9 protein-coding genes are annotated in these 20,357 nt (G+C 66.5%); 5 read left to right on the top strand and 4 right to left on the bottom strand.

The features are described 5' to 3' along the window. Positions 1-295: 295 nt before the first annotated feature. The 5 genes from tnpC to ACGFK0_RS13325 all read left to right on the top strand — a co-directional run bounded on the left by tnpC (position 296) and on the right by ACGFK0_RS13325 (position 5,976). Positions 296-1,753 (top strand): IS66 family transposase, encoded by a 1,458-nt coding sequence (tnpC, locus tag ACGFK0_RS13345; RefSeq protein WP_392904029.1) that lies wholly within the window; start codon positions 296-298, stop codon positions 1,751-1,753. A gap of 434 nt (positions 1,754-2,187) precedes the next feature. Then, positions 2,188-3,975 (top strand): group II intron reverse transcriptase/maturase, encoded by a 1,788-nt coding sequence (gene ltrA, locus ACGFK0_RS13340; protein WP_392904026.1) that lies wholly within the window; start codon positions 2,188-2,190, stop codon positions 3,973-3,975. A 36-nt stretch (positions 3,976-4,011) separates the two neighbouring features. Then, positions 4,012-4,608: a methyltransferase domain-containing protein gene (locus ACGFK0_RS13335; protein ID WP_392904023.1), complete on the top strand. Its 597-nt coding sequence runs from the start codon at positions 4,012-4,014 to the stop codon at positions 4,606-4,608. 296 nt (positions 4,609-4,904) lie between these two features. Then, the gene (locus ACGFK0_RS13330; protein WP_392904021.1) at positions 4,905-5,780 is read left to right on the top strand and encodes a helix-turn-helix domain-containing protein; all 876 of its coding nucleotides are present in this window, start codon (positions 4,905-4,907) and stop codon (positions 5,778-5,780) included. 1 nt (position 5,781) lies between these two features. Then, positions 5,782-5,976: a DUF397 domain-containing protein gene (locus ACGFK0_RS13325; protein WP_392904019.1), complete on the top strand. Its 195-nt coding sequence runs from the start codon at positions 5,782-5,784 to the stop codon at positions 5,974-5,976. A gap of 960 nt (positions 5,977-6,936) precedes the next feature. Here the strand turns inward: ACGFK0_RS13325 and ACGFK0_RS13320 are convergent. From ACGFK0_RS13320 to ACGFK0_RS13305, 4 genes are all read right to left on the bottom strand, one after another. Then, complete coding sequence (locus ACGFK0_RS13320; RefSeq protein WP_392904017.1) at positions 6,937-7,641, bottom strand: DUF1707 domain-containing protein; 705 nt, start codon at positions 7,639-7,641, stop codon at positions 6,937-6,939. A gap of 191 nt (positions 7,642-7,832) precedes the next feature. Next, the gene (locus tag ACGFK0_RS13315) at positions 7,833-11,945 is read right to left on the bottom strand and encodes an Eco57I restriction-modification methylase domain-containing protein (RefSeq protein ID WP_392904014.1); all 4,113 of its coding nucleotides are present in this window, start codon (positions 11,943-11,945) and stop codon (positions 7,833-7,835) included. Next, positions 11,942-14,866 carry a helicase-related protein gene (locus tag ACGFK0_RS13310; RefSeq protein WP_392904012.1) on the bottom strand — a complete coding sequence of 975 codons (2,925 nt, stop codon included), beginning with the start codon at positions 14,864-14,866 and terminating at the stop codon, positions 11,942-11,944. Before ACGFK0_RS13310 ends, ACGFK0_RS13315 begins: the two co-directional genes overlap by 4 nt. A 34-nt stretch (positions 14,867-14,900) precedes the next feature. After that, positions 14,901-20,108 (bottom strand): DEAD/DEAH box helicase, encoded by a 5,208-nt coding sequence (locus ACGFK0_RS13305; protein ID WP_392904010.1) that lies wholly within the window; start codon positions 20,106-20,108, stop codon positions 14,901-14,903. Positions 20,109-20,357 lie beyond the last annotated feature (249 nt).

Genomic DNA, 20,357 nt, shown 5'->3' with positions numbered 1-20,357 from the left:
ACGAGCCCGAACCTGTCACCACGCCTGGCACACCTACGCCGAAACCACACCATGATCACAGCAGGTCAGGACCAAAATTACAGCTGCCGTATCAGTGCTCAAGACCTGTTCCCGCTCTGGCGTGCGTCGTGAGTAATCGCGGGGTGCGAAGCCCAGAGAATGGCCCAAGGGCTTCTGTTCCATCCAGGAGCCACAGGTCGGGAAAGACCGGGCGGGTGAACGTCAGTGGTGACTGGTCAGGTCCGCTAGAGGTGTCCGATTTGAACACAGTGGCCTGACTGTCGATCATGGTGTGGTGCCCGCTGCTGACAAGCCCTCCTATGACGAGCTGGCGGCGCTGGTGGTGGAGTTGTCGGCTCGGCTGGAGCGGGCGGAGGCCCGGATCGCCGAGCTTGAGGCGCAGTTGGGGAAGAACTCTTCGAACTCCTCCAAGCCGCCGTCGTCGGATGGGCCGGCCAAGCCGCCGCCGAAGTCGTTGCGGGGGAAGAGTGGCCGGCGGCCGGGCGGGCAGGCCGGGCACCGGGGGCAGACGTTGTGCCAGGTTGCCGAGCCTGATCGGCGGGTGCGGCATGAGCCTGGCCGGTGCTGGGGCTGCGGCGGGGGCCTGTCGGGCGCGGCCGGGGCCGGCGTGGAGCGGCGCCAGGTGTTCGACCTTCCGGAAATCCGTGTCAGGGTGACCGAGCATCAGCTGGTCAAGCGGCGGTGCGGGTGCGGGACGGTGACCCGCGCGGACGCCCCGGCGGGGGTGGATGCGCCGGTGCAGTACGGCCCGAACGTCACGGCGATCGTCGTCTATCTGTACGTCGGTCAGTTCCTGTCCAAGGACCGCACCGCGCGTGCGCTGGCCGAGCTGTTCGGCACGCCGGTCTCGGCCGGGACGGTCGCGGCGATGACGGCGCGGGCGGCCGCGGGGCTGGGGCGAGCGGGCGGGTTCACCGAGCAGATCCGTGCCCGGCTCACCCGTGCCGATGTGGTGCACTTCGACGAGACCGCGCTGCGGGTCGCGGGTCGGCTGCGGTGGGTGCACTCGGCCTCGACGGGCAAGTACGTGCTGCTCACGGTGCACGGCAAGCGCGGGGTCGAGGCGATGGACGCCGCCGGGGTGCTGCCGCACTTCGGTGGGGTCGCGGTGCACGACGGGTGGGCGCCCTATGACACCTATGACCAGGCCGTGCACGCTCGCTGCAACGCCCACGTCCTGCGCGAGCTGCAGGCCGTCCTGGACCACCACAACGCAGCCGGCGGCGAGGGTGTCTGGTGCTGGGCGGTTCAGGCCGCCGACGCCCTGCGCACCATGAAACGCCTGGTAGAGGCCTCGCTCGCCCGCGACGGCACCCTGGACGGCCTGGATGGGGCGAAGATGGCCGCGGCCAAGCACGCCTTCCGCTCCGCTGCCCGCCTGGGTGTGAAGGCGACCGCGGCCCGGGCCACCAGCCTGGAGAAAGACCACAACGCGCTGGCTCGCCGGCTGCTGGAACGCCACGACGATCATCTACGGTTCACCGTGGACGCGCGGGTACCGTTCGATAACAACGCGGCAGAACGCGAGATCCGGATGATCAAGATCAGGCAGAAGGTCTCGGGCTGCCTGCGCACCCTCACCGGAGCCGAACAATTCTGCGTCATCCGCTCCTACCTGGCCACCACCGCCAAACACGGCTCGGCCTCCTGGACGCACTCACCCAGCTCGCCCTCCGACGCCCCTGGTTGCCCTCCACCGCCTGAAACAGCTCACACGTTCTCAAGTAGCTGACCAGTCACCGTCAGTGAACTCTCGTTGATGCCTCGTTACGATTAAGGCCCGTAGATGGAAGATGATAAGGGCCGTACAGGACTGGCCGTTGAAAAGCGGCACGTGCCGATCGTTGAGCCTGTGATGGTCGGGAGAGCACCACTGTCCCGGGGTATAGAGAGCACCCAATCCGGTCGCACCTTGCACGTGCGGAACGTGGAAACCCCGTTGGAGTCCAAGCGCGGAAGCCTGGTAAGCCGACCGCAAGGAAAGCCCAACTCTCCAGCGGGACTGGGAAGGCCCGAGAAGCGAATGCCGGCAGCCGAAAGGAAACGGGAAACCGGGTGAGGCAACGAGATCCCTCCATCGAGTGCCCGGATAACCGGCCGGATACGGGCGGTGTGCCCGGCCCGAAAGGGAGCCCACGCGGGTCTGGTGAATCTGTGAGGACGAAGATGGCGACGGCGACGGAATCAAGGGGCAAGTTGGACGCTCCAGGAACCCTGGAAGCGAACGGACCCGAGGGCGGACTCTTCGACTGGAAGTCTGTTGACTGGAGAAGAGTAGAAGGGGACGTACGACGTCTGCGCCACCGGATATTCACAGCATCGCGGAGAGGAGACCTCAAGCAGGTCCGTAATTTGCAGAAACTGATGCTCCGGTCACGGTCGAACGTTCTCGTAGCGGTACGACGCGTGACGGAGATCAACGCGGGACGTAAGACGCCAGGGGTAGGTGGGTTCACCGCGCTTACCGACAACTCCAAGTCGGCTTTGGTCGAATGGTGTTGTTCTGATGCGCATACTTGGACACCGATGGCGGTCAAGCGTGTGTACATCCCGAAGAGCAACGGAAAGCAGCGGCCGCTCGGAATTCCCGTCCTCCGGGACCGGGCCTTGCAGGCCCTGGTGCTGAACGCGCTGGAACCCGAGTGGGAGGCGCGGTTTGAGCCGAGATCATATGGCTTTCGACCGGGCCGTGGCTGCCACGACGCAATCGAGGCAATCTACCGTGCGCTGCGAGGGAAACTCTCAAAGCGTACCTGGATACTCGATGCCGATCTGGCGGCGGCGTTCGACCGCATCGACCACCAGCGGCTCATCTCCACGCTGGGAACCTTCCCCGCCACGGAATGGATACGAGCATGGTTGAAAGCCGGAATGATGGAACGCGGGAGGTTCGCCCCGACCGCTGAGGGCACCCCGCAAGGGGGCGTCATCAGCCCACTGCTGCTGAACATCGCGCTCCACGGAATGGAAGAGGCCGCGGGAGTCAGGTATCGAACGGACGGCGTACATGCCGGAAAGACGGCACCCGCAAGTCCTATCCTGATCAGGTACGCGGACGACTATGTAGCCCTGTGCCACACCCGTGAGCAGGCGCAAGAAGTCAAAGCACGGCTCGCTTCTTGGCTGGCGCCGAGGGGACTGGCCCTCAACGACGAAAAGACGAAAATCGTCCATGTCGATGAAGGCTTCGACTTCCTCGGGTACAACGTCCGGCGATATAAGGGAAGCAAGCTCCTGATTAAACCGAGCCCTGCGGCGGTGGCCCGGTTCCGCGAAAAGCTGCGTAATGAACTGCGTAGACTACGCGGGAGCAACGCGCTCGAAGTGATCGCAACCCTCAACCCGATCCTACGAGGCTGGGCCGCCTACTACCGGAACGGGGTCTCTAAGCGGACTTTCAGCGAAATCGACGACTACCTCTGGTGGGCTGTCTATCGCTGGGCGGTTCGCAGCCACCCGAACAAACCGAGAAAATGGGTCGCTAGCCGTTATTTCGGAGCGTTCAACCCCGCCAGTCAAGCCAGATGGATTTTCGGCGACCAAGCCACGGGTCGATATCTCATCAAGCTTGCCTGGACCCCGATCGTCCGACACGTGATGGTCGCTGGGAACGCCTCCCCAGACGACCCGGAGCTGGCTGAATACTGGACGCGGAGGCGGCGCAAACAAAGGCCGCCACTGTCAGATGGTCGCCTTGCAATGATGCGACACCAAAACGGACAGTGCCCGCTCTGCGGCGAGTATCTACTCTTCGCTGATACTGAGCCACAACACCCTGATGACTGGACGGTATGGCTTACCGGAATCCGTAAGGCGATCCGCTATCAAGCGGTCGTCCAGACGGAACCTGGGAGCGATTGCGATCGGAAGCCACCGGCACAACTCCTCCACTCACATTGCGTAAAACGGCTGGAGCAGCAGCCGTCTGCGCACCTGCGTGCTTCACCTCCGTGACGCCAACAGGATTCGCTTGAGCCGTGTGCCGCGAAAGTGGCACGCACGGTTCTGAAGGGGGACCGCCGCAGTAATGCGGCGGTCCTACCTGACACCGGTTACAACGCGGCGCTGCTGGCGGAGCTGGCCGGGCCGCAGAACGTCACGTCGGTCGAGATAGACCCCGGTCTGGCCGAGCAGGCCCGTGCCGCGCTCGCGCGAGCCGGTTGCCGCGTCCAGGTGGTGACCGGGGACGGCACGCATGGCCACGCCGCGAACGCTCCCTACGATCGCGTGATCGCCACGGCCGCGGCGTGCCGACTGCCTTACGCGTGGGTGCGGCAGACGCGGCCGGGCGGTCGCATCCTCGCCCCCTGGGGACCGACTTTCCACCCCGACGATCCGCTGGCGGTCCTCATCGGCGGGGAGGACGGGACGGCCGAAGGGCGCTTCACGTCCCCCGCCTGGTTCATGCCGCTGCGGGATCAGCGGATGCCGCAGGACGTCAGGCACCGAACCCGCGAGCGTTGGGAGGAGATGGGCGAGCCGGCCGTCACGCGGTTCGGCCTCACCGTGACCGCCACGACGCAGCACATCTGGCTCGACCGCCCGGACAACGCCGTCCCGCCCACCCTGCCGCACAGCGCCGGTTAGCGAAGCGTCGCCCTGCCCCGGTGCGCACCCCCCGCTGCGGCGTCCGGTCCGCCGGTCGCACCGGAGTCGCGCGCGGAGGCGTAGGTGCCTCGTTCGGACGACGACGTGCGCATTCGTGAACGTGCACGGATGCGCACGTTCATCCTCGGCACGAAGACATTCGTCGAGACCCGTTCGAGACAGCGGCAATCGATGACACGCTGAGCGGTCACATGATAACCCTTAGTCATAAGTTCGACTGTCCCCGGTCAGCAGTTTGCCCCCAGCCCTCACCGGCCCGATCACGGAGGTCACCGGTGACCAGTCCCTTCGTCCGCCGGCAACGACTCGCCACCGAACTACGGACCCTGCGCGAGCAGCGCGGCATCACCGCCGACGAGCTGTCCAAAGCGATCTTCCGCTCCCGCACGACGATCTCCAAGCTCGAGAACGCCCGCACCCGCCCCGACGTCGGCGACGTCTCGAACATCCTTAATGCACTCGGCGTCCCCCGTGAGCAGACCCAAGAGATCATCGAGATCGCGCTCGATGCCAACGCGCGCGGCTGGTGGGACTCCTACGGCGATGCCATGGGCGCCCGGCAACGCATGTACGCCAACATCGAGTCCGGCGCCGCCACGATCCACGAGTACAACCAGACCGCCCTTCCTGGGCTTCTGCAGTGTCTCGAATACAACTGGGCACTCATCGAGCTTGACAAGCTCGATGGATCCAAGCTCAATTACGTGCCCGAGAAGAGCGTGGAAGCACGTCAGCGAAGGCAGGAGAACGTCTTCCGCCCTGGAGGTCCAACGGTCGAAGTCATCATCGATGAGTTCGTCTTGAAGAGACTGGCTGTTCCTTCCGCAATCATGGCGACGCAACTTCGCCACATGGTTCAGCTCGTGACCCACGAACCGCGCTTCACCGTCCTCGTCCTCCCGCTGGACGCCCGCGTCCCAGCGACCCGACTTCCGGCATCGGCCTACACGATCTACTCGTTCCCCGACCCGCAGGACCCATTGCTGGTCGTCGCTGAGACCAGCAACTGCCTGGTTCACACAACCCTGAGTGAGGTGGCAGGGTATGAACGTCTACATGACCGGCTCCGGCAGGCTGCACTTCCCGCCCTAGAGAGCCTCTCTCTTCTGACGGACGCGGCCGACCGGCTGAGCGAACAGGCAGGCCCGTAACGTGAAGCAGCAGTACAGCGGCTGGCGCAAGTCGACGCACAGCGTCCCGGACTCCACTTGCGTCGAAGTAGGCCGCTCCCCCCACGGCACCATCGGCGTACGCGACACCAAGCAGTGTGGCAACGGTCCCATTCTGGCCTTCACCCGCCAAGAGTGGGCTCACTTCATCCTGACCGTTCGTTCCACCAAGGCATAGGCAGCCGCCAGCCGAGCCCGTCGAGGCGGGCTCGGCCCCTCATCAGCTTCGCCCGTCAGCGTCGGGAGATGCCCCATAGTGGGTGTGGCAGTACAGGTCAGCCGGGACGACCGTCGCCGATATTCTCAGGCGAGTCCCGCGTGAAGCGTTCAGTCCCGATGTCGTCTGGGGGCGCAGGGAGGATGGCTGGGCGGGTTCCCCTGCGCCGACCGGACGGTCTGGGGCAGTGACTCGAGCTGGCCCGCTCCGCCGGCTCGATCATCACGCAGGTCGATGACGGGGCCACCGAGCGAGGGATCTGGCCGGCCAGCTCGGCCAGCGCGCCGCACATCGTCGCCAGGATGCTCGAAGCGCTGGTGAGACACATCTGGCTCGATGACCCGGGCTCTCTGGTCTCGCCTACCGTGCCCGGCGGGACGATTTAGCGAATCGGCACCCTGGCTCGCCCGCCGCCTCAGCCACGGCAGTCGGGCCAGGGTGCATCGACGCTGCATCGCTCGTACTCAGCGGCGGTCACCGTAAACGTTTTTGTAGCGTTGTCCAGTCTACTCCAAACGGTCACGTAATAAGCTTCCGGGACAGTCGCATAGGTGGTTACCGGCCGCCTTTCCGGCAGCATACAGTTTCCCCAGCTTGTATATTGCCGGCACCCAGTCGTCACCCAGGTCGTATGGGGTTGGGATCTAGCCGGTTGGTACTTCCGCTCCGCCACGACCATCGCAGGGCGCGCTTGGGTATCTTCCGCCTCATAAGTTGCAGATCCGTCGGCATTACGCGTCTCTCGGACAAGAAAGGCACACGCCAGCACAGTTGCCACCAGGCTTACCGTCACATACAGGACAAAAAATTTATTGCCTCGTCGCCACATAAACGCTCCCTCCACCTACATAAGCGACTGCCAGGAACTTTGAGAAAGCCGGCATCCGGAGTACCGCGGGAGCAACGGTAATCCCTAGCTCGCTAGGAGGCCGGCGCCCAAGCAGTAAGCCTGATCGGCTTCACCTGAATCTTGACCACCTTGTTCTTCGGGTTTTCGTTGTCGGAAGCCGATAGCTGGAGCTTCTTAGCCTCATCTGGCTCGAGCTTCCCAGTCGATGTAGTTCCTTCGTAGACGATGACGCCCCTGCTGTCCAGCCCTACGTAGTCCAACCAGAACTCGTGGACCTTGCTGTCTACGTTCTTGATGGTGAGGTAGATGTCCGAATAGCAGAATCCGCCGGGACAGTTCACCTTCATCTTGCTCCGAGCCGCCTTGTACAGCTTGCTGACGTCCTCCGTAGCAGGTGACTGCGAACCGGATCCCGGGGCGGGGCTCTCGGTCTCGACTGTGATCGTCACCGTCTTCTTCTGGTTGCTGCTCGCCTTTTTCGTTTCCTCACCGCCAGAAACCTGACTCCAGACCAGGCCGCCTCCGGCTATAAGAGCGACGAGTGAAGCCGCGACGACCGCGTACCTCGGACGGAACTTCATGCCTGGCTTTATAGCGTTCCAACCACCTAGACCAGTGAGCGTCCGGTCGAGATCACCTTCCGTCCTGGCGCCCATAGCGGCTTCCAGGCGCTCATGGAACTCTTCACCCGTCAGCTTGCCTGCGGAATACGCTTCGCGTAGCACGGTGGCAGCTTGGTCACGCTCAATATCGCCAACCAGGTCGTCAGCCGACATAACACTTCCTATAAAGTCCGGGGGTTCGCACCCCACCAACGGCACAGCGGTAATGCCTTCACGAGGCGCCACTGGCAAGAGACGCAGAGGCATCGTAATAGGTGCTCAGGTATCCAGAGGCACGCAGGGCCGGGATCGGGAGCCGACCGGCTCGAACCGCCACCGACCCGGTACCAGGTGACCGACCTACCTCAAGCCGGCCGAGAGGACTCCGGGTGGCGGGGGCCTTCGCCGGGGGGCGGGTCGAGGATGGTCTTGTACGGCTCTCCGGTACGGATGGCCTGCGCCATGGCGTCGTACACTTCAAGGATCAGCTCCTTGGTCCGATACGACCCGAACGCCGCGACGTCCTTCTTCTTCACGATCGGGAACGTCTCCATGATGTAGTCGACGTCGTCCCGCTCGATCCCGTACAGGTGGAAGAAGGCCGCATCCAACTCTGCCCGCAACAACCGCCGTCGCTCCTCATCCCACCGGAACAGCTGCGCTGCGCCAACCACCTCTCGCGCCAGGCCTGACATATCTCGTGAAACGCAATTGAGCTCAGCAATGCGCCTAACAAGCCACCGATTCAAGGGTACATCAAGCGACCAGGCGGTCGGCTCTCGGTAGGTACTTGGAGGCAACGCGGCCAGTTGCTCATAAACAAAGAAGTTTAGGTGAGTCCCACCATTCTTGAGCCGCGCAACGTAATCAGAGACATACGAGCCGAGCTGAGACACGAGACAAAGCGTCAAGTCCGCCGCCTCAGGCGTTACCATGATGGGAAGGTTGTTGCCGACGCCTACCTTCGGGAAGGCCGCGTCGATAGTAGTTCTCTCGTCAGTCGCACGACAGATATCCCGCCAGCCGAGGAGCCAGTCATGATACCAGCGCTTTGCGGCGAGACGAGAGTTGACACCGGAGTACATAATCGGCTTTCCATACTTATCGAGCTCTCCACTTGAGAGATCGTATTCCGGGACCCAGTAGCGAGGCATAACTACGAAACTCGGGTCCATTTTCTCGGCCAGAGTGGCGTCGCGGATAGCGCCATCGTTCTCATATGTTGCCCACCGATGATCATAGTGGTGGATCATCTTGGCCTCGTACAGAGGCAAGTAGCGCTGGTCGCCGCGAGTGAAGACATTGCCCTGTAGGCGCCAGCCGTCCGTTTCGAGATCCTCTCGCTCACGGAAGAGATGAGAGTCCGAAGTCATGTTAAAAAGCCCCTGCATGAAGCTGATGCTCCAAGGGTTTCCGTTCGAATCTCCCTTCTTCAGCAGCACTGGGATACGACGATAGATGTTTAGCGTAATACGCGCGTCACGTGGCGAACGGAAAATTGGGCAAGTGCCTGTATTCGGATTAACCAGGAGAATTTCGTCGGGCGTGAGAGGAACATGCTTGTCGACCTCGCGGAGTTCCTCGACATCGCGTACAAAGAAGGCAAAGTCGGGCTTCGCCTCTCGTTTTGCCCGTCCCACCAGGGACAGAATGCAGAACTTGTACCTTGAATCGACACTCCCAAAGAAACGCTTCCCGTGGTTTTCAAAATCATAAAGCATGGCTATAGCCCGCCGCTCCACGAGGTCACGAAAGAAGTATTTCGTAGTGTCATCGGTGGCGACTGCGGTGGGCACTACCATGCCCATGTTCCCGGACCGACTAATGATCGTGGTGCCAAGTTCAGCAAACAGCGCGTCACTCTTAGCGCGGCCACGTCCACAGAGCGGATAGGCGCCAGAATTGGAAGGCATCCTCCGACTTACATCAACCCGCCGCTTAGCATCCTCGTATTCTCGCCAGAGCATCTTCGCGCTGGAATCATCTTTGAGTGCAGCGATCATGCGCTTTCGCGTTGCCCCAGCAGCTTCTGCGATCTCGGGTGCCCGCGCAGCAAAGAACTCCTGCTCCTTAAGCTCAAGGTGCTCCCACGGGGGGTTACCGAGGACGCAGGTGAAACCGCCGGTCCAGCCGGTTCGGGGGTCGGTGCCGGGGGCGTTCTCATCCTCAGGGACGGTGAAGACGGTCGGGAACTCCAAGTGCCAGTGGAAGAAGCGGTACTGCTTGGCCAGCTTCCGCAGTTCGGCGCGGCTGCGCGGGGCGAGCGTGTCCGCGTCCTGGCTGAGCTTGATGAGGTCGCGGGTAGTGATGGCGGGGGCGTGGTCCTCCCTCTTCGTCCAAACGAAGGCCGCGCACCAGGCGTCGTGGAGTTCCTTCTGCTCCAGGTACTCGGACGCTTCCTGCAGCTCCTGGTACGCGTTCTGCTGGGCGTGGACGTGGGTCAGGTCGTCACTCTGGGCGTCCGTGATGGCGGCGGCGCGGCGGGCCAGGCCGTGGTTGCCGGCTCGCAGGCCGGTCTCGTCGAACAGTTCGCCCTGCACGCCGAGGTGGCGCTTCTCGTACGCCTCGCGCTCCCCCTTGTTGCGCTTCTTGAGGGCGGTGACCCACTTCTTGTCGTCGCCCTCAATGGCCTTGAAGGCGTCGTCGGGCAGGCCGGCGTCCAGCAACTTCGGGGTGGTGCCGAGGAGGGCGTTGCCGACCTTGATGTGGGCGTCGAGGAAGGTCAGGGCCTTTCCGGGCTCCAGGGCCTCCAGCCAGAGGGAGACCTTGGCCAGCTCGACCGCCATCGGGTTGATGTCCACGCCGTAGATGCACCGGGACACCACGTCGCGCAGGGCGTGACGGATCGCCTCGTTGGACGGCTCCGGGTCGCCGGTGCGGATGAAGGCGAGGCGCTTGGCGATGCGGCGCGCGGCGGCGACGAGGAAGTGGCCGGAGCCGCAGGCCGGGTCGCAGACCGTGAGGGCGAGGAGCGCGTCCTCCTGCTCCTCGGGGGTGTTGCCGGACTTCACCGCGTCGTCGATGACGGGCTCAAGGGCGGAGTCGAGGAGGGTGTCGATCAGGGAGGACGGGGTGTAGTACGAGCCGCTCGTCTTGCGGTCGTTGCCGCTGAGCTGCCGCAGCTCGAAGGCGCCCTTGGCCGGGTCGTGCTTGGGGACGTACTCCAGCAGCGACTCGTACACCGACCCCAGTTCCTCCGAGCCGAGGTGTTTGAAGTCGACGCGGCGGATGCGGCGGGCCTTCTGGTCGTGGACGCGCGACAGCGACCGCACCGCGTTGAACAGGTGCTCGTTGGTGAGGGAGAGCCCGTGCAGGGCGTGGTCAGCATCGGAGAGCTCGAAGATGCCCCCGAGGGCGGGGAGGCCGAGTTCGAGACGTCCGCCTTCCTGGTTCAGGCCGTCCAGGATGAGCGTCACGGCCTGCCACTCGTCGGCGTGGCGGCCGCCGTGGCGGCGGGCGGCGATGCGGCGGAGGCGGTCCGTGGAGAAGTAGGTGGTGTAGCGGTCGCGGGCCGTCTGGGGCGCGTCCGGGGAGAGCAGGACCTCGCGGTCTTCGGCGACGAAGAGGAACAACAGGCGGTAGACAGTCCGGAGCAGCGCGCGGTGCAGGGTCTCCGGGGTGACGGCCTTGTTGTCGGTGTCCTTGAGCGCGTCCCGAAGAGTCTGGTTGTCTGGGTGTTGGATGAAGCCGGTGCCGAGGGTCTCGATGGCTTCCTTGACGGTGACGCGGAGCTGGTCGAGGACGCGGGCGCCGGAGTCGATGGCTTCCTGGCGCCACTTCTCCAGCCAGCAGGAGGCCGGGCCGGCGTCCTCGCCCTGGTGCTCGAACCGGGACGAGTGCGCGACCCGGTACAGCAGCACGAACGCGTCGAACGCCTCGCCCTCGAAGATGGCTTCGAGGTCGAACTCGACGTAGGCGGAGCCGGCGAGGGCGCTGGAGTCGCGAAGGACGCGCAGCAGCCGTCCGTTGGTGACGATGCCCCAGAGGGCTGCGGCGCTGCGATTTAGGTACTCCTGCACCGCCGACTGCGGGGCCGCGTCGGCGGCGCCGGGGATGCCCTTTGCGCGCCGGTCGAGTTCGACGCCCCAGCCGAGCTGGTGAATCGGGACGTGCTGCCAGTGGTGGCTGATGGCGAACTGCTTCTCGCCGTCGTCGCTGGGCAGTCCTCCGGCGGGGACGCGCGGGAGGTGGCCGTAGCCGAGTTCCTGGAAGAGGCGTCCGAGCCAGTATTCGCGGGTGACGCCGACGGCCGGGTCGCCGTCGGTGAGCTGCTCCTTGAACGCGGCGTACCGTCCGCGTAGGTACGTCCAGGAGCGCTCGGCGACGTCGGTGACCGTCTCGTCCTTGGCCAGGTGGTACGCGGCGGGCTTCGCGCCGGGCAGGTCGCTGTTGCCGCCGGCGATGCGGAGCAGGGTCTCTTCGGGGAGAAGTCCGCCAACGGAGGCGATGCCGAGGGGAAGGGTGCTGGTGCGGCTCATCGGGCGGCCTCTCCGGTGACGGGAAGGTAGACGTACAGGCCGAGGACGTCGGCGTTGGGGTCGGCCTCGACGCGAAGGCCGCGGGTGACGACGCCGGTTTCACGGCGGCGAGTGGCCTCGCGGACGCGTGCGTGCGACGCGCGGAGGCTGTCGGCCAGGTCGCGGCCGTACTGGTCGAGGTGGGGCCGGAGCGTTTCCAGGCCGTCCAGGATGCGGGTCGCCGTGGCGGTGGCGAACTCGGGCGCGGTGTTCTCGTCCGCGCGGACGTCCAGGAGGGCGAGCGCCTCGTCCTCGCTGAGCCATTCGGCCTTGGCGGGGCTGCCGCGGAACGCGAGGACGCGGGCGTCCTCGGCGATCTGCTGACGGCGGCCACCGTCGCGGGTCGGCAGCGTGAGGTGGAACCGGTAGCGGACGAGTAGCAGCGTCGTCCGGGTCGGCACGGCGGTCGTGCGGATCACGCCGCAGCGGCGGGCCGGGCGCTGCCAGTCGTCCAGCTTCGGATCGAGGGCCGCGTCCAGGACGAAGCGGGCGATGGTGTTGACGGTCGCGTCGGTCCGGACGAGCGCCGCCTCGCCGCGCTTGACCGGGGGCAGCGGGTGGAACGCGATCTCGCGGGCGTTCTTCGGGCCGAGGACGGCTTCCAGGCCGCTCATCAGCGTGGACGGCAGCCCGCCCGTGTCGGCGGTGAACGAGCCGTCGGCGGCCTCGCGGGAGATCTGGCCGCGCAGCTTCACCACTGCCGTCCGGACGAACTCGGCGGCCTCGGCACCCGAACCCAGCGCGGCGCGGATCTCGGTGACCTCGCGGGCCACCTCGTCCGCGTGGATGGCGTGCTGGGCGAAGCGGGCACGGGACGCGCGCTCGCGTTCGGCGGCGCTCACCCAGTCGGCGTGCAGGTCGTCGCGCTTGGAGGTAAACCCGAAGTCGAAACTCAGCTGCTCGGCGTCCTCCTCCCGGAGCAGCAGACCTTCGAGGACGGCGTTGACCACGCTGTCCGACTCGTCCAGGACGGCGACGGAGACGCCCGTGGCCTTGCGGATTTCGGCGTGCTTGCGGATCAGGACGTCGAGGACGATCCCGTCGATCTGGTTGTCGGCCCCATAGAGGGTGACGGTGCGGACGACGTCGCGGCGCTGCCCGTACCGGTCGACACGGCCTTCGCGTTGCTCGTGTCTCGTGGGGTTCCAGGCCAGGTCGTAGTGGATGACGGCGTCGAAGCCCTCCTGGAGGTTCACGCCCTCGGACAGGCAGTCCGTGGCGACGAGGACGCGCTGCTCGGGGCGGGTCTGTTCTTCGTTGTCCTCGTCGGCGGGAGCGCCGGAGATCATGCGTTCGATGCGGGCGATGCGCTGCTTCGGCGACAGGGTGCCGGTGACCGAGACGACCTCGGTCTTCTTGCCGAGCGCGTCGCCCAGGTGCTCGGCGACGTATTCGGCGGTGGGGATGAAGCGGCAGAAGACAATCGGGTTGTAGCCGTCCTTGAGCAGCTTCTTCACGAGCTTGGTCAGCTCGCCCAACTTGGTGTCGGCCGCGCCTTCGAGGGCCTCGGCCTGCTTCGCCATCCGGCGGAGCCGCTGCTGCGGTGCGGTGCCGTCCGCGTCCTCCAGGTCGGCTCCGGGGGCGGCGTCGACGGCCTGGGTGGAGTCGTCGTCGGTGAGGTCCATGACGGCGATGCGGCCCAGCTCGTCCGCTTCGGGGACGGTCTTGGCGTCCAGGTTGGCGGCACGGGTGCGGAGGGTCTGCGCGGCGGCGCGGGGCGAGGACGCGAGAGAGCGCAGCAGCGCGAGGGCCGACCACCAGCGGACGCGCTGCCGGACGACGCCGTCGCTCTCGTCGAGGGCCTGCTCGCGGGCGTAGTCGAGGACGGCCGTGAACAGCTTCCGGTACTCGGCGGAGAGCTTGTAGGAGACCTCCTTGCTCTCCCGGTCCTTGGGGAACGGGGTCTCCTCGCCGATGTAGGTGCGGATGTCCGCGCGGCGCCGCTGGATGAAATGGCGGGCGAGGCGGCGGCGCCCCGCGTCGGTGTCCAGCGGGACGGTTTCCAGCTCGGGGTCGAGGAGGCCGAGCAGGTTGCGGAAAGCCTCGTCCTTGCCGCTGTGCGGGGTTGCGGTGACGAGGATGAGGTGCCGGGACGTGTCCGCGGCTACCTTGCTGACGAGGTCGTGGCGGAGCTGGCGTCCGTCGCGGGATCCGGTGGAGCCGGCGGCGACGCAGGTGTGGGCCTCGTCAACGATGACCAGGTCCGGGCAGTGCCGGATGAACTCGTCGCGGTGCCTCGGGTTCTTGATGTAGTCGGTGGAGACGATGACGTTCGGGTGCCGCTGGAACAGCGACTCGCCGATGTCAAGTGAACGCTCCAGCCGCGGCACGGTAGAGGCGAGCACGAGTTCGGTGTCGATGCCGAACTTGTCGCGCAGCTCGTCCTGCCACTGTTCGGCCAGTGCCGGGCTGCACAGGATGGCCAGGCCGGACGCCTCGCCCTGCGCCAGCATCTCGGCGGCGATGAGGCCCGATTCGATGGTCTTGCCGATGCCGACGTCGTCGGCGATCAGCAGCCGGACGGTCTCCTGCCGCAGCGCCATCAGCAGCGGCACGAACTGGTAGGAGCGCGGGTCGACGGCGAGCTGGGCGAGGGAGCGGAACGGCCCGGCGCCGGAGCGGAAACCGATGCGCAGCGCCGACCGCAGCAGCCCGGCCGAGCTCTGGTCGCCCAGGTCGTCCGGGGTGGGCGGCGGGAAGCTTGCCGTCTCGACCTTTTCCAGCGCGGGAAGCACGCCGACCAGGTCGTCCTGTGCGCCGCCGAGGGGGCGCAGCACCAGCAGCTCGGCATCAGAGCCGGGCTGCACGACCCATTCACGGCCGCGTGCTCGAACCAGTACACCTGGGGCGAATTGGGCGGCCTCTGGCACGTTGATGCTCATGTTCCGGGGGTCCTTTCGGGGGGTGCCGTGCCGCTTACTTGTCGCCGGGGCCGAAGATGCTTCGGTTGGCGGAAACCGTGGCGTGCCAGTCGCCGTTGTGGCCAAACCGGACCACGTGCCATCCGGCGTCGATCAGTCGCTCCTCGGCATCCTCGTCACGCGTGCTGACGTGCTCGTCGTCGTGAGCCGGGCCGTCGACGAACACGGCGACCTTGGCCTGTCCGGGAAGCCGGTACACGTAGTCGGGCTGCGCGAGCGCCTCGGTGACGAGGACCTGCTGCTCGGTGGGGAGCCGGTAGCCGCGCTCCTGCAACCACGTGATCAGCTCGCCCTCCAGGCTGCTTCCCGCCTTCTCAATCAGCACGGCGGGCTGCTCGTCGCGTTCGACCTTGCTCTGCGCGAGGCGGAGCAGCAGGTCGCGGACGGCGTGCCGGTCGATCATGTGGTGGAGCAGCTGGTTGCCGAAGGAGAGAAGGCAGTCGTAACAGCCCTTCTCGCAGCGGTTCTCCGGCCGCGGCCCGCCGAGGTCGTCCCCGGTGTCCGGGTCGAAGTGGGCGATGTGCAGCGCTTCGCGTGCCACACGGGCCAGCGCGTCCCGGTCGGACTGGAGGCGGCGCAGGACACCCGCGCCGCCCTCGGCGGACTCGACGAACAGCATCCGCAGCCGGTCCGGGCCGTTGTCGGGCGGCAGCGGCTCGCTGTCCAGCTCGGAGTCCTCCAGCTGGAAGACAGCTTCGATGCCGCGTTCCAGGGCGTACTGGAGCGAGATCGCGGTCTCGGCGGGAACCGGTTCGGAGAGGGTCAGGACAAGAATGTTGCGGCGGTCCTCCACGTACGGGACGACCCGCAGCTTGCGGACCTTGTCCTCGGTCTCGCCGTCGGCGAGGCCGGTCTCCTCGTCGGTGAGCTCGGTGCCAGGCGCGGCGGCCTTGGCGTCGCGGGACGGAAGCCAGCGGCCGTTGACGGTGTCGAGCCAGAAGCCGGTCTCGCGGTCCTTGCCGCGCCGGTAGCCGAGGTTCGCGACGCGGACGGTGGCGCTGTCGCCGTAGTCGAGGTTCGCGATCGGCCCGTCCCCGTCGACCGCGCTCGCCTCCAGGCGTCCGCGCCGCTTGCCATGATCGTGGAAGCGGTACGACGTCTCCAGCTCGAAGCCGGCCCGGCGGCGCTCCTCCTCGTCGGAGGAGATTCGCTCGCGGCGCTCAGTGAAGACGGTGTGGAGTTGCATCCAGCCGCTGGTGGCGGTGGGGAGCGGCGTCTCGCAGATCTCGCACTTGTCGAGGCCGGGGCGCGGCTCGTGGTGGTATCCGCAGTTGCGGCAGCGGCGTGCCTCGCCTGTCGCGACGTCGCCGCCCTCCTCTGTGGGCACCTGGACGCGCTTGACCTGGTAGCGGCTTCCTTCGTGGTAGATCAGGGCGCCGGGGCCGAACTCACGAATGGCAATGAACCGGGAACGCTGCAGGTAGTCGCCGTCGCGGTCGGCGAGCTTCCCGCCGCGTCCGGGGATGTAGGCGGCCAGCGGCAGGCGCGGGAACGAGTAGCCCGGCAGGAAGCCTTCCGACGCGAGGTAGCGGTAGGGGTTGAAGTCCGAGAGGGTGCCGCCGTCCTGCTCGTTGCGCAGCAGCTTCAGCTGGGTCTCGGCCTCGGCGCGGCGGCGCTTGGCGCGCTGCCGGGCATCGGTGGTGAGGGTGTAGTCGTCGGCGCGGTCATGCTGGAGTTCGCGTTCGGCCTTGGCCCGCTTGTAGAGGGTCCGCCACCGCTCACAGGCGGCGTCGAACTCTCCCGGTGCCGATCGGACGACACGTTCGAGCCACTCGTCGTCCCACCATGAGGTGTCCTTCTCCAACTCCACCATGAGGCCGGCGAGCATCCGCTCGGCGCGTTGCCGGGCGCGTTCCTGCGCCGGCTCGGCGTTGATCTGCTCGCGCACATGGCGGAGCAGGGGAAGCTCCGGGTTGCCGATGTCGATCAGTTCCGGCATGGCGCGTCCAAGTGGCAGTTCCGTCTCGGCGAGCCAGATCGCCTGGACGTGCGAGCGGACGAGGTCCTCGTTGCCGAGGTCGAGGCGCGGTGCCGCCACCGATCCCGAGACCATCTGGTCCGAGCGCCGGAAGTAGTAGCGGTCGTGGCTGTTACCGCTGGCGCAGTAGGTGGTGACCAGGGCGGCCTGGCCGGACCGGCCGGCGCGTCCGCTGCGCTGCGCGTAGTTGGCCGGGGTCGGCGGAACGTTCCGCATCGTGACCGCGTTCAGCCCGGCGATGTCCACACCGAGCTCCATCGTCGGGGAGCAGTACAGCAGCGGCAGCTTCGCTTTACGGAATGCCCGCTCCCGGTCCTGGCGGACGTTGCTGGGAACCTGCGCGGTGTGCTCGCGGGCGAACAGGCCCGCGAAGCCCCGCGACTGCTTCTGGTAGAGGTCGCGGAAGAACGGGTTGACGCGCGGGCGGGTGTCGGTGCCGTTGAACTGCCAGCGCAGCGGATCGGCGACACCGAACTCGCCGTCGCCGGCCCGCCAGATGATGACGGCCGCGTTGATGCGGTAGCCCGGCACTCCGCCGTTCTTCGCCGGGACGGCCTCGGTGATCAGCCCGTGGTTGGACAGGACGTGCAGCAGGTCGCTGATGATCTGCTGGGCGTCCTCGGTGTCGATCTTGTCTGTCCAGGCCGGGAAGCGTCCGGGACGGCGCAGGTGGCGGCCGAACCTGCTGCGGCCGGACAGGTTGAGGTCGCTGCGGCTACCGCCCCTCTTGCTCGAGCGAGCGAAGGCGGCGCCGACCGGCACCATCCGCTCCCGCTCGGCGAGGGCCCACGGGTCTTTCAGCTGTCGGGAGAGCTTGCTCATCTCCTCGAAGCCGAGATCGGTGAGGCATTCGACGTCGATGGCGAGGACGCGGCGCATCTCGTCGAGCAGGATGCGGATCAGCTCGGCACGCGTCCGCGGGTCGGCGGTGCGGAGCGGGCCGCACGTGCCGGTCCACGTCTTCTCCAGCTCCGACAGCTCGTCCAGGTCGGCGTAGTCGATCCTGATAAGGCCGGTTTGCTCCAGGTTGGGCATCGTCACGCGCCAGCCGCGCTCAAGATCGACGAAGAGGCGGTAGGCGACGACCTCTCGTAGCGCCCGCTGGGTGCGCTTGCGCTGCGTCGACAGCTCCTCCGGGTTGAGGGCGTAGTCGGCATGGTCGAGATGGAGCTGAGCGGTCACCGCCTGCGCGACGTTCTCGTGGTGGAGGCCCTCGTCCCCCTCCGCGAGCGCGGCCTGGTAGAGAGCGCCGCGGAGCTGCGCGACCTGCGCGAAGTCGTTGAAGTGGCCCGCCTGGAGACTGGCGTCCTGTCGGTTGTCGACGAACGTCAGCAGCTTGCGGGCGTTCTCGGGAAGCTCCTCCTCCGGCATCGCCTGGAGGCTGCGGACGATGCTGCCGCTCAGCACCGACACCGCCGAGCTGCGTCCCTCCTGGTCGAGCCGGGCGAGCTTGCCGAAGTCGTTGCCACGCGCCTGCTCGTAGGAGACGCCGCAGCTGAGGCAGAAGCCGAACGGCGTGGGCACGAACGCGGCGCGGACTCCGTCGGTGGCGCCGGAGTCGCGGTCGAGGACGGTGCCGTCCGGGAGGACGCGCAACACCTGCGGGACGTACTTGCGGCGGGACGGGATCACCTCGGGATTGCCGCCCGAGTCCAGCGTGAGCCAGTTGTCGGGCAGGCGCTGCTCCTCCAGCGCCTGGGCGGTCGTCTCCGGCCACGGCGACTGCTCGGAGATGTAGAGGTAGCCGGCCTGGTCGTCATCGCCGCGCCGATGCCGGATGACGGTGCGGCCCGCCTGCTCCTCGCGCGCAACCGACAGGTACTCCTGGCCGCACTGGCGGCAGAAGGCCAGGGGCAGCAGCAGCTTGTCGGGCTCGCCCGGGACCCGCAGCTGATAGTCGCGGGTGATACGGCGAACGTTCTCTGGTTCGAGCGAGACGAATACCGTGTCGCCCTTCGACAGGAACTGGTGGAGCCGGAAAGCGAACAGGTACCGGCCCTTGACGGTCGGGTGCGGTGCCTCCGAGCCGGCCTTCAGCGTGGCTTTGATCGCCTCGGCGCAGCGCTGCTCCGACATGCCGGTCAGCTCCGCCAGCTCCTCGGCCGCCTTCTGCACCGTCGTGGGCCTGCGGCGGATCAGCCGTCCCGTGCCCTTCTCCGTCTCCACGCCGAACGTCGTCTCGATCCAGCGCGCGAGCGGGTTGCCGACCAGTTCGTCGTAAGACGCGCCGAGGGGCGGCTGAGCGATCTGGACCGCCAGCTCGACCGGGTCGAAGCCGCCGTCCTCCGTTGAGCGCGTCAGCGTCTCGCCGATGACCCGGTGCCGCTCGATCGGAGTATCAAAGACCTTGCTCGCCACCTCGGCCACGGTGCGCGCCTGGTTCTCAGTGCCGCCTTCGCTCGCCATCGTCGCGGACGTGCCGACGCACTGCAGATCACGCGCGTCGCAGGCGTCCCGGACACGGCGAACGAGCATCGCGACGTCCGCGCCCTGCCGGCCCCGGTAGGTGTGCAGCTCGTCCAGCACGAGAAAGCGCAGGCCGCGGGCGGCCTGGATGAGGTGCTGACGCTCACGCGGACGGGTGAGCATCAGTTCGAGCATGACGTAGTTGGTCAAGAGGATGTCTGGCGGATCGTCCAGGATGGCGCGGCGCTGCGCCTCCTTCTCCTGACCGGTGTAGCGGGCGAACGTCACGGGCTCGTGGCCCTCGCCGTAGCCATTGCGCAGGAACTTGCCCAGCTCCTCGAGCTGCGAGTTGGCGAGGGCGTTCATCGGGTAGACGATGATCGCCTTGACGCCCGCCGGTGCTCCTTCTTCGCGGAGCCGCAGCACCCGGTCGACGATCGGGATGATGTAGGCCAGCGACTTGCCGGATCCGGTGCCGGTGATCAGGACATAGCTGTCGCCGGTCCTTGCGGCTTCGATCGCGTCGCGCTGGTGCCGGCGCAGCATCATCGGCTCGCCAGCGAGCGAATCCTCTGCCTTGTGGAGCCGGAAGATGCGCTCGGTCTCCGGGTGCAGAATCCCGGACCGCACGAGGTCGGGAACAGAGCCGCCGTCCGCGAAGCTCGGGTTCAACGACAGCCACGGGTCGGGCCATTGCTCTCCCGCGTCCAGCCCTCGCCGTACATGATCAGCGATGTCGTCGTCCCGGACGTTGACCGCCCCTGACGTGAACTCCCGGTAGTCCCGGATGAGCTGATCATGCACTCCGAAGACGTCCATATCCCCCTCTTACGCAGCCACGCACCCGACTCCACCCTGTTGCCATATACGCAAGGGGCGACGCAACCCCCCGTCATAACAGTTAGGCTTCGACCGCACAGAGTCACTGTCAACCGTCTAGAGAAAGGGACGCGGCGGCTAAGCGGCAGGTTGACGCCGTCGAGCAAGGATTTCATCCAGCCGAGAATTAGTGACAGCGCGCCTGCGGAGAGTGATATTCGCGTCGGCATCCTCGTTGTTTGTTCACAC

Origin of the sequence: Spirillospora sp. NPDC048823 (assembly GCF_043198445.1) — a bacterium.
Classification (GTDB): Bacteria; Actinomycetota; Actinomycetes; order Streptosporangiales; family Streptosporangiaceae; genus Spirillospora.
This window is presented reverse-complemented; position numbering and strand designations above follow the sequence as displayed.

Excerpts from the sequence above, each read along its gene's own strand:
- ltrA (WP_392904026.1), top strand. The coding sequence starts at position 2,188 with ATGGCGACGGCGACGGAATCAAGGGGCAAGTTGGACGCTCCAGGAACC.
- ACGFK0_RS13320 (WP_392904017.1), bottom strand. The coding sequence starts at position 7,641 with ATGTCGGCTGACGACCTGGTTGGCGATATTGAGCGTGACCAAGCTGCC.
- ACGFK0_RS13315 (WP_392904014.1), bottom strand. The coding sequence starts at position 11,945 with ATGAGCCGCACCAGCACCCTTCCCCTCGGCATCGCCTCCGTTGGCGGA.
- ACGFK0_RS13310 (WP_392904012.1), bottom strand. The coding sequence starts at position 14,866 with ATGAGCATCAACGTGCCAGAGGCCGCCCAATTCGCCCCAGGTGTACTG.
- ACGFK0_RS13305 (WP_392904010.1), bottom strand. The coding sequence starts at position 20,108 with ATGGACGTCTTCGGAGTGCATGATCAGCTCATCCGGGACTACCGGGAG.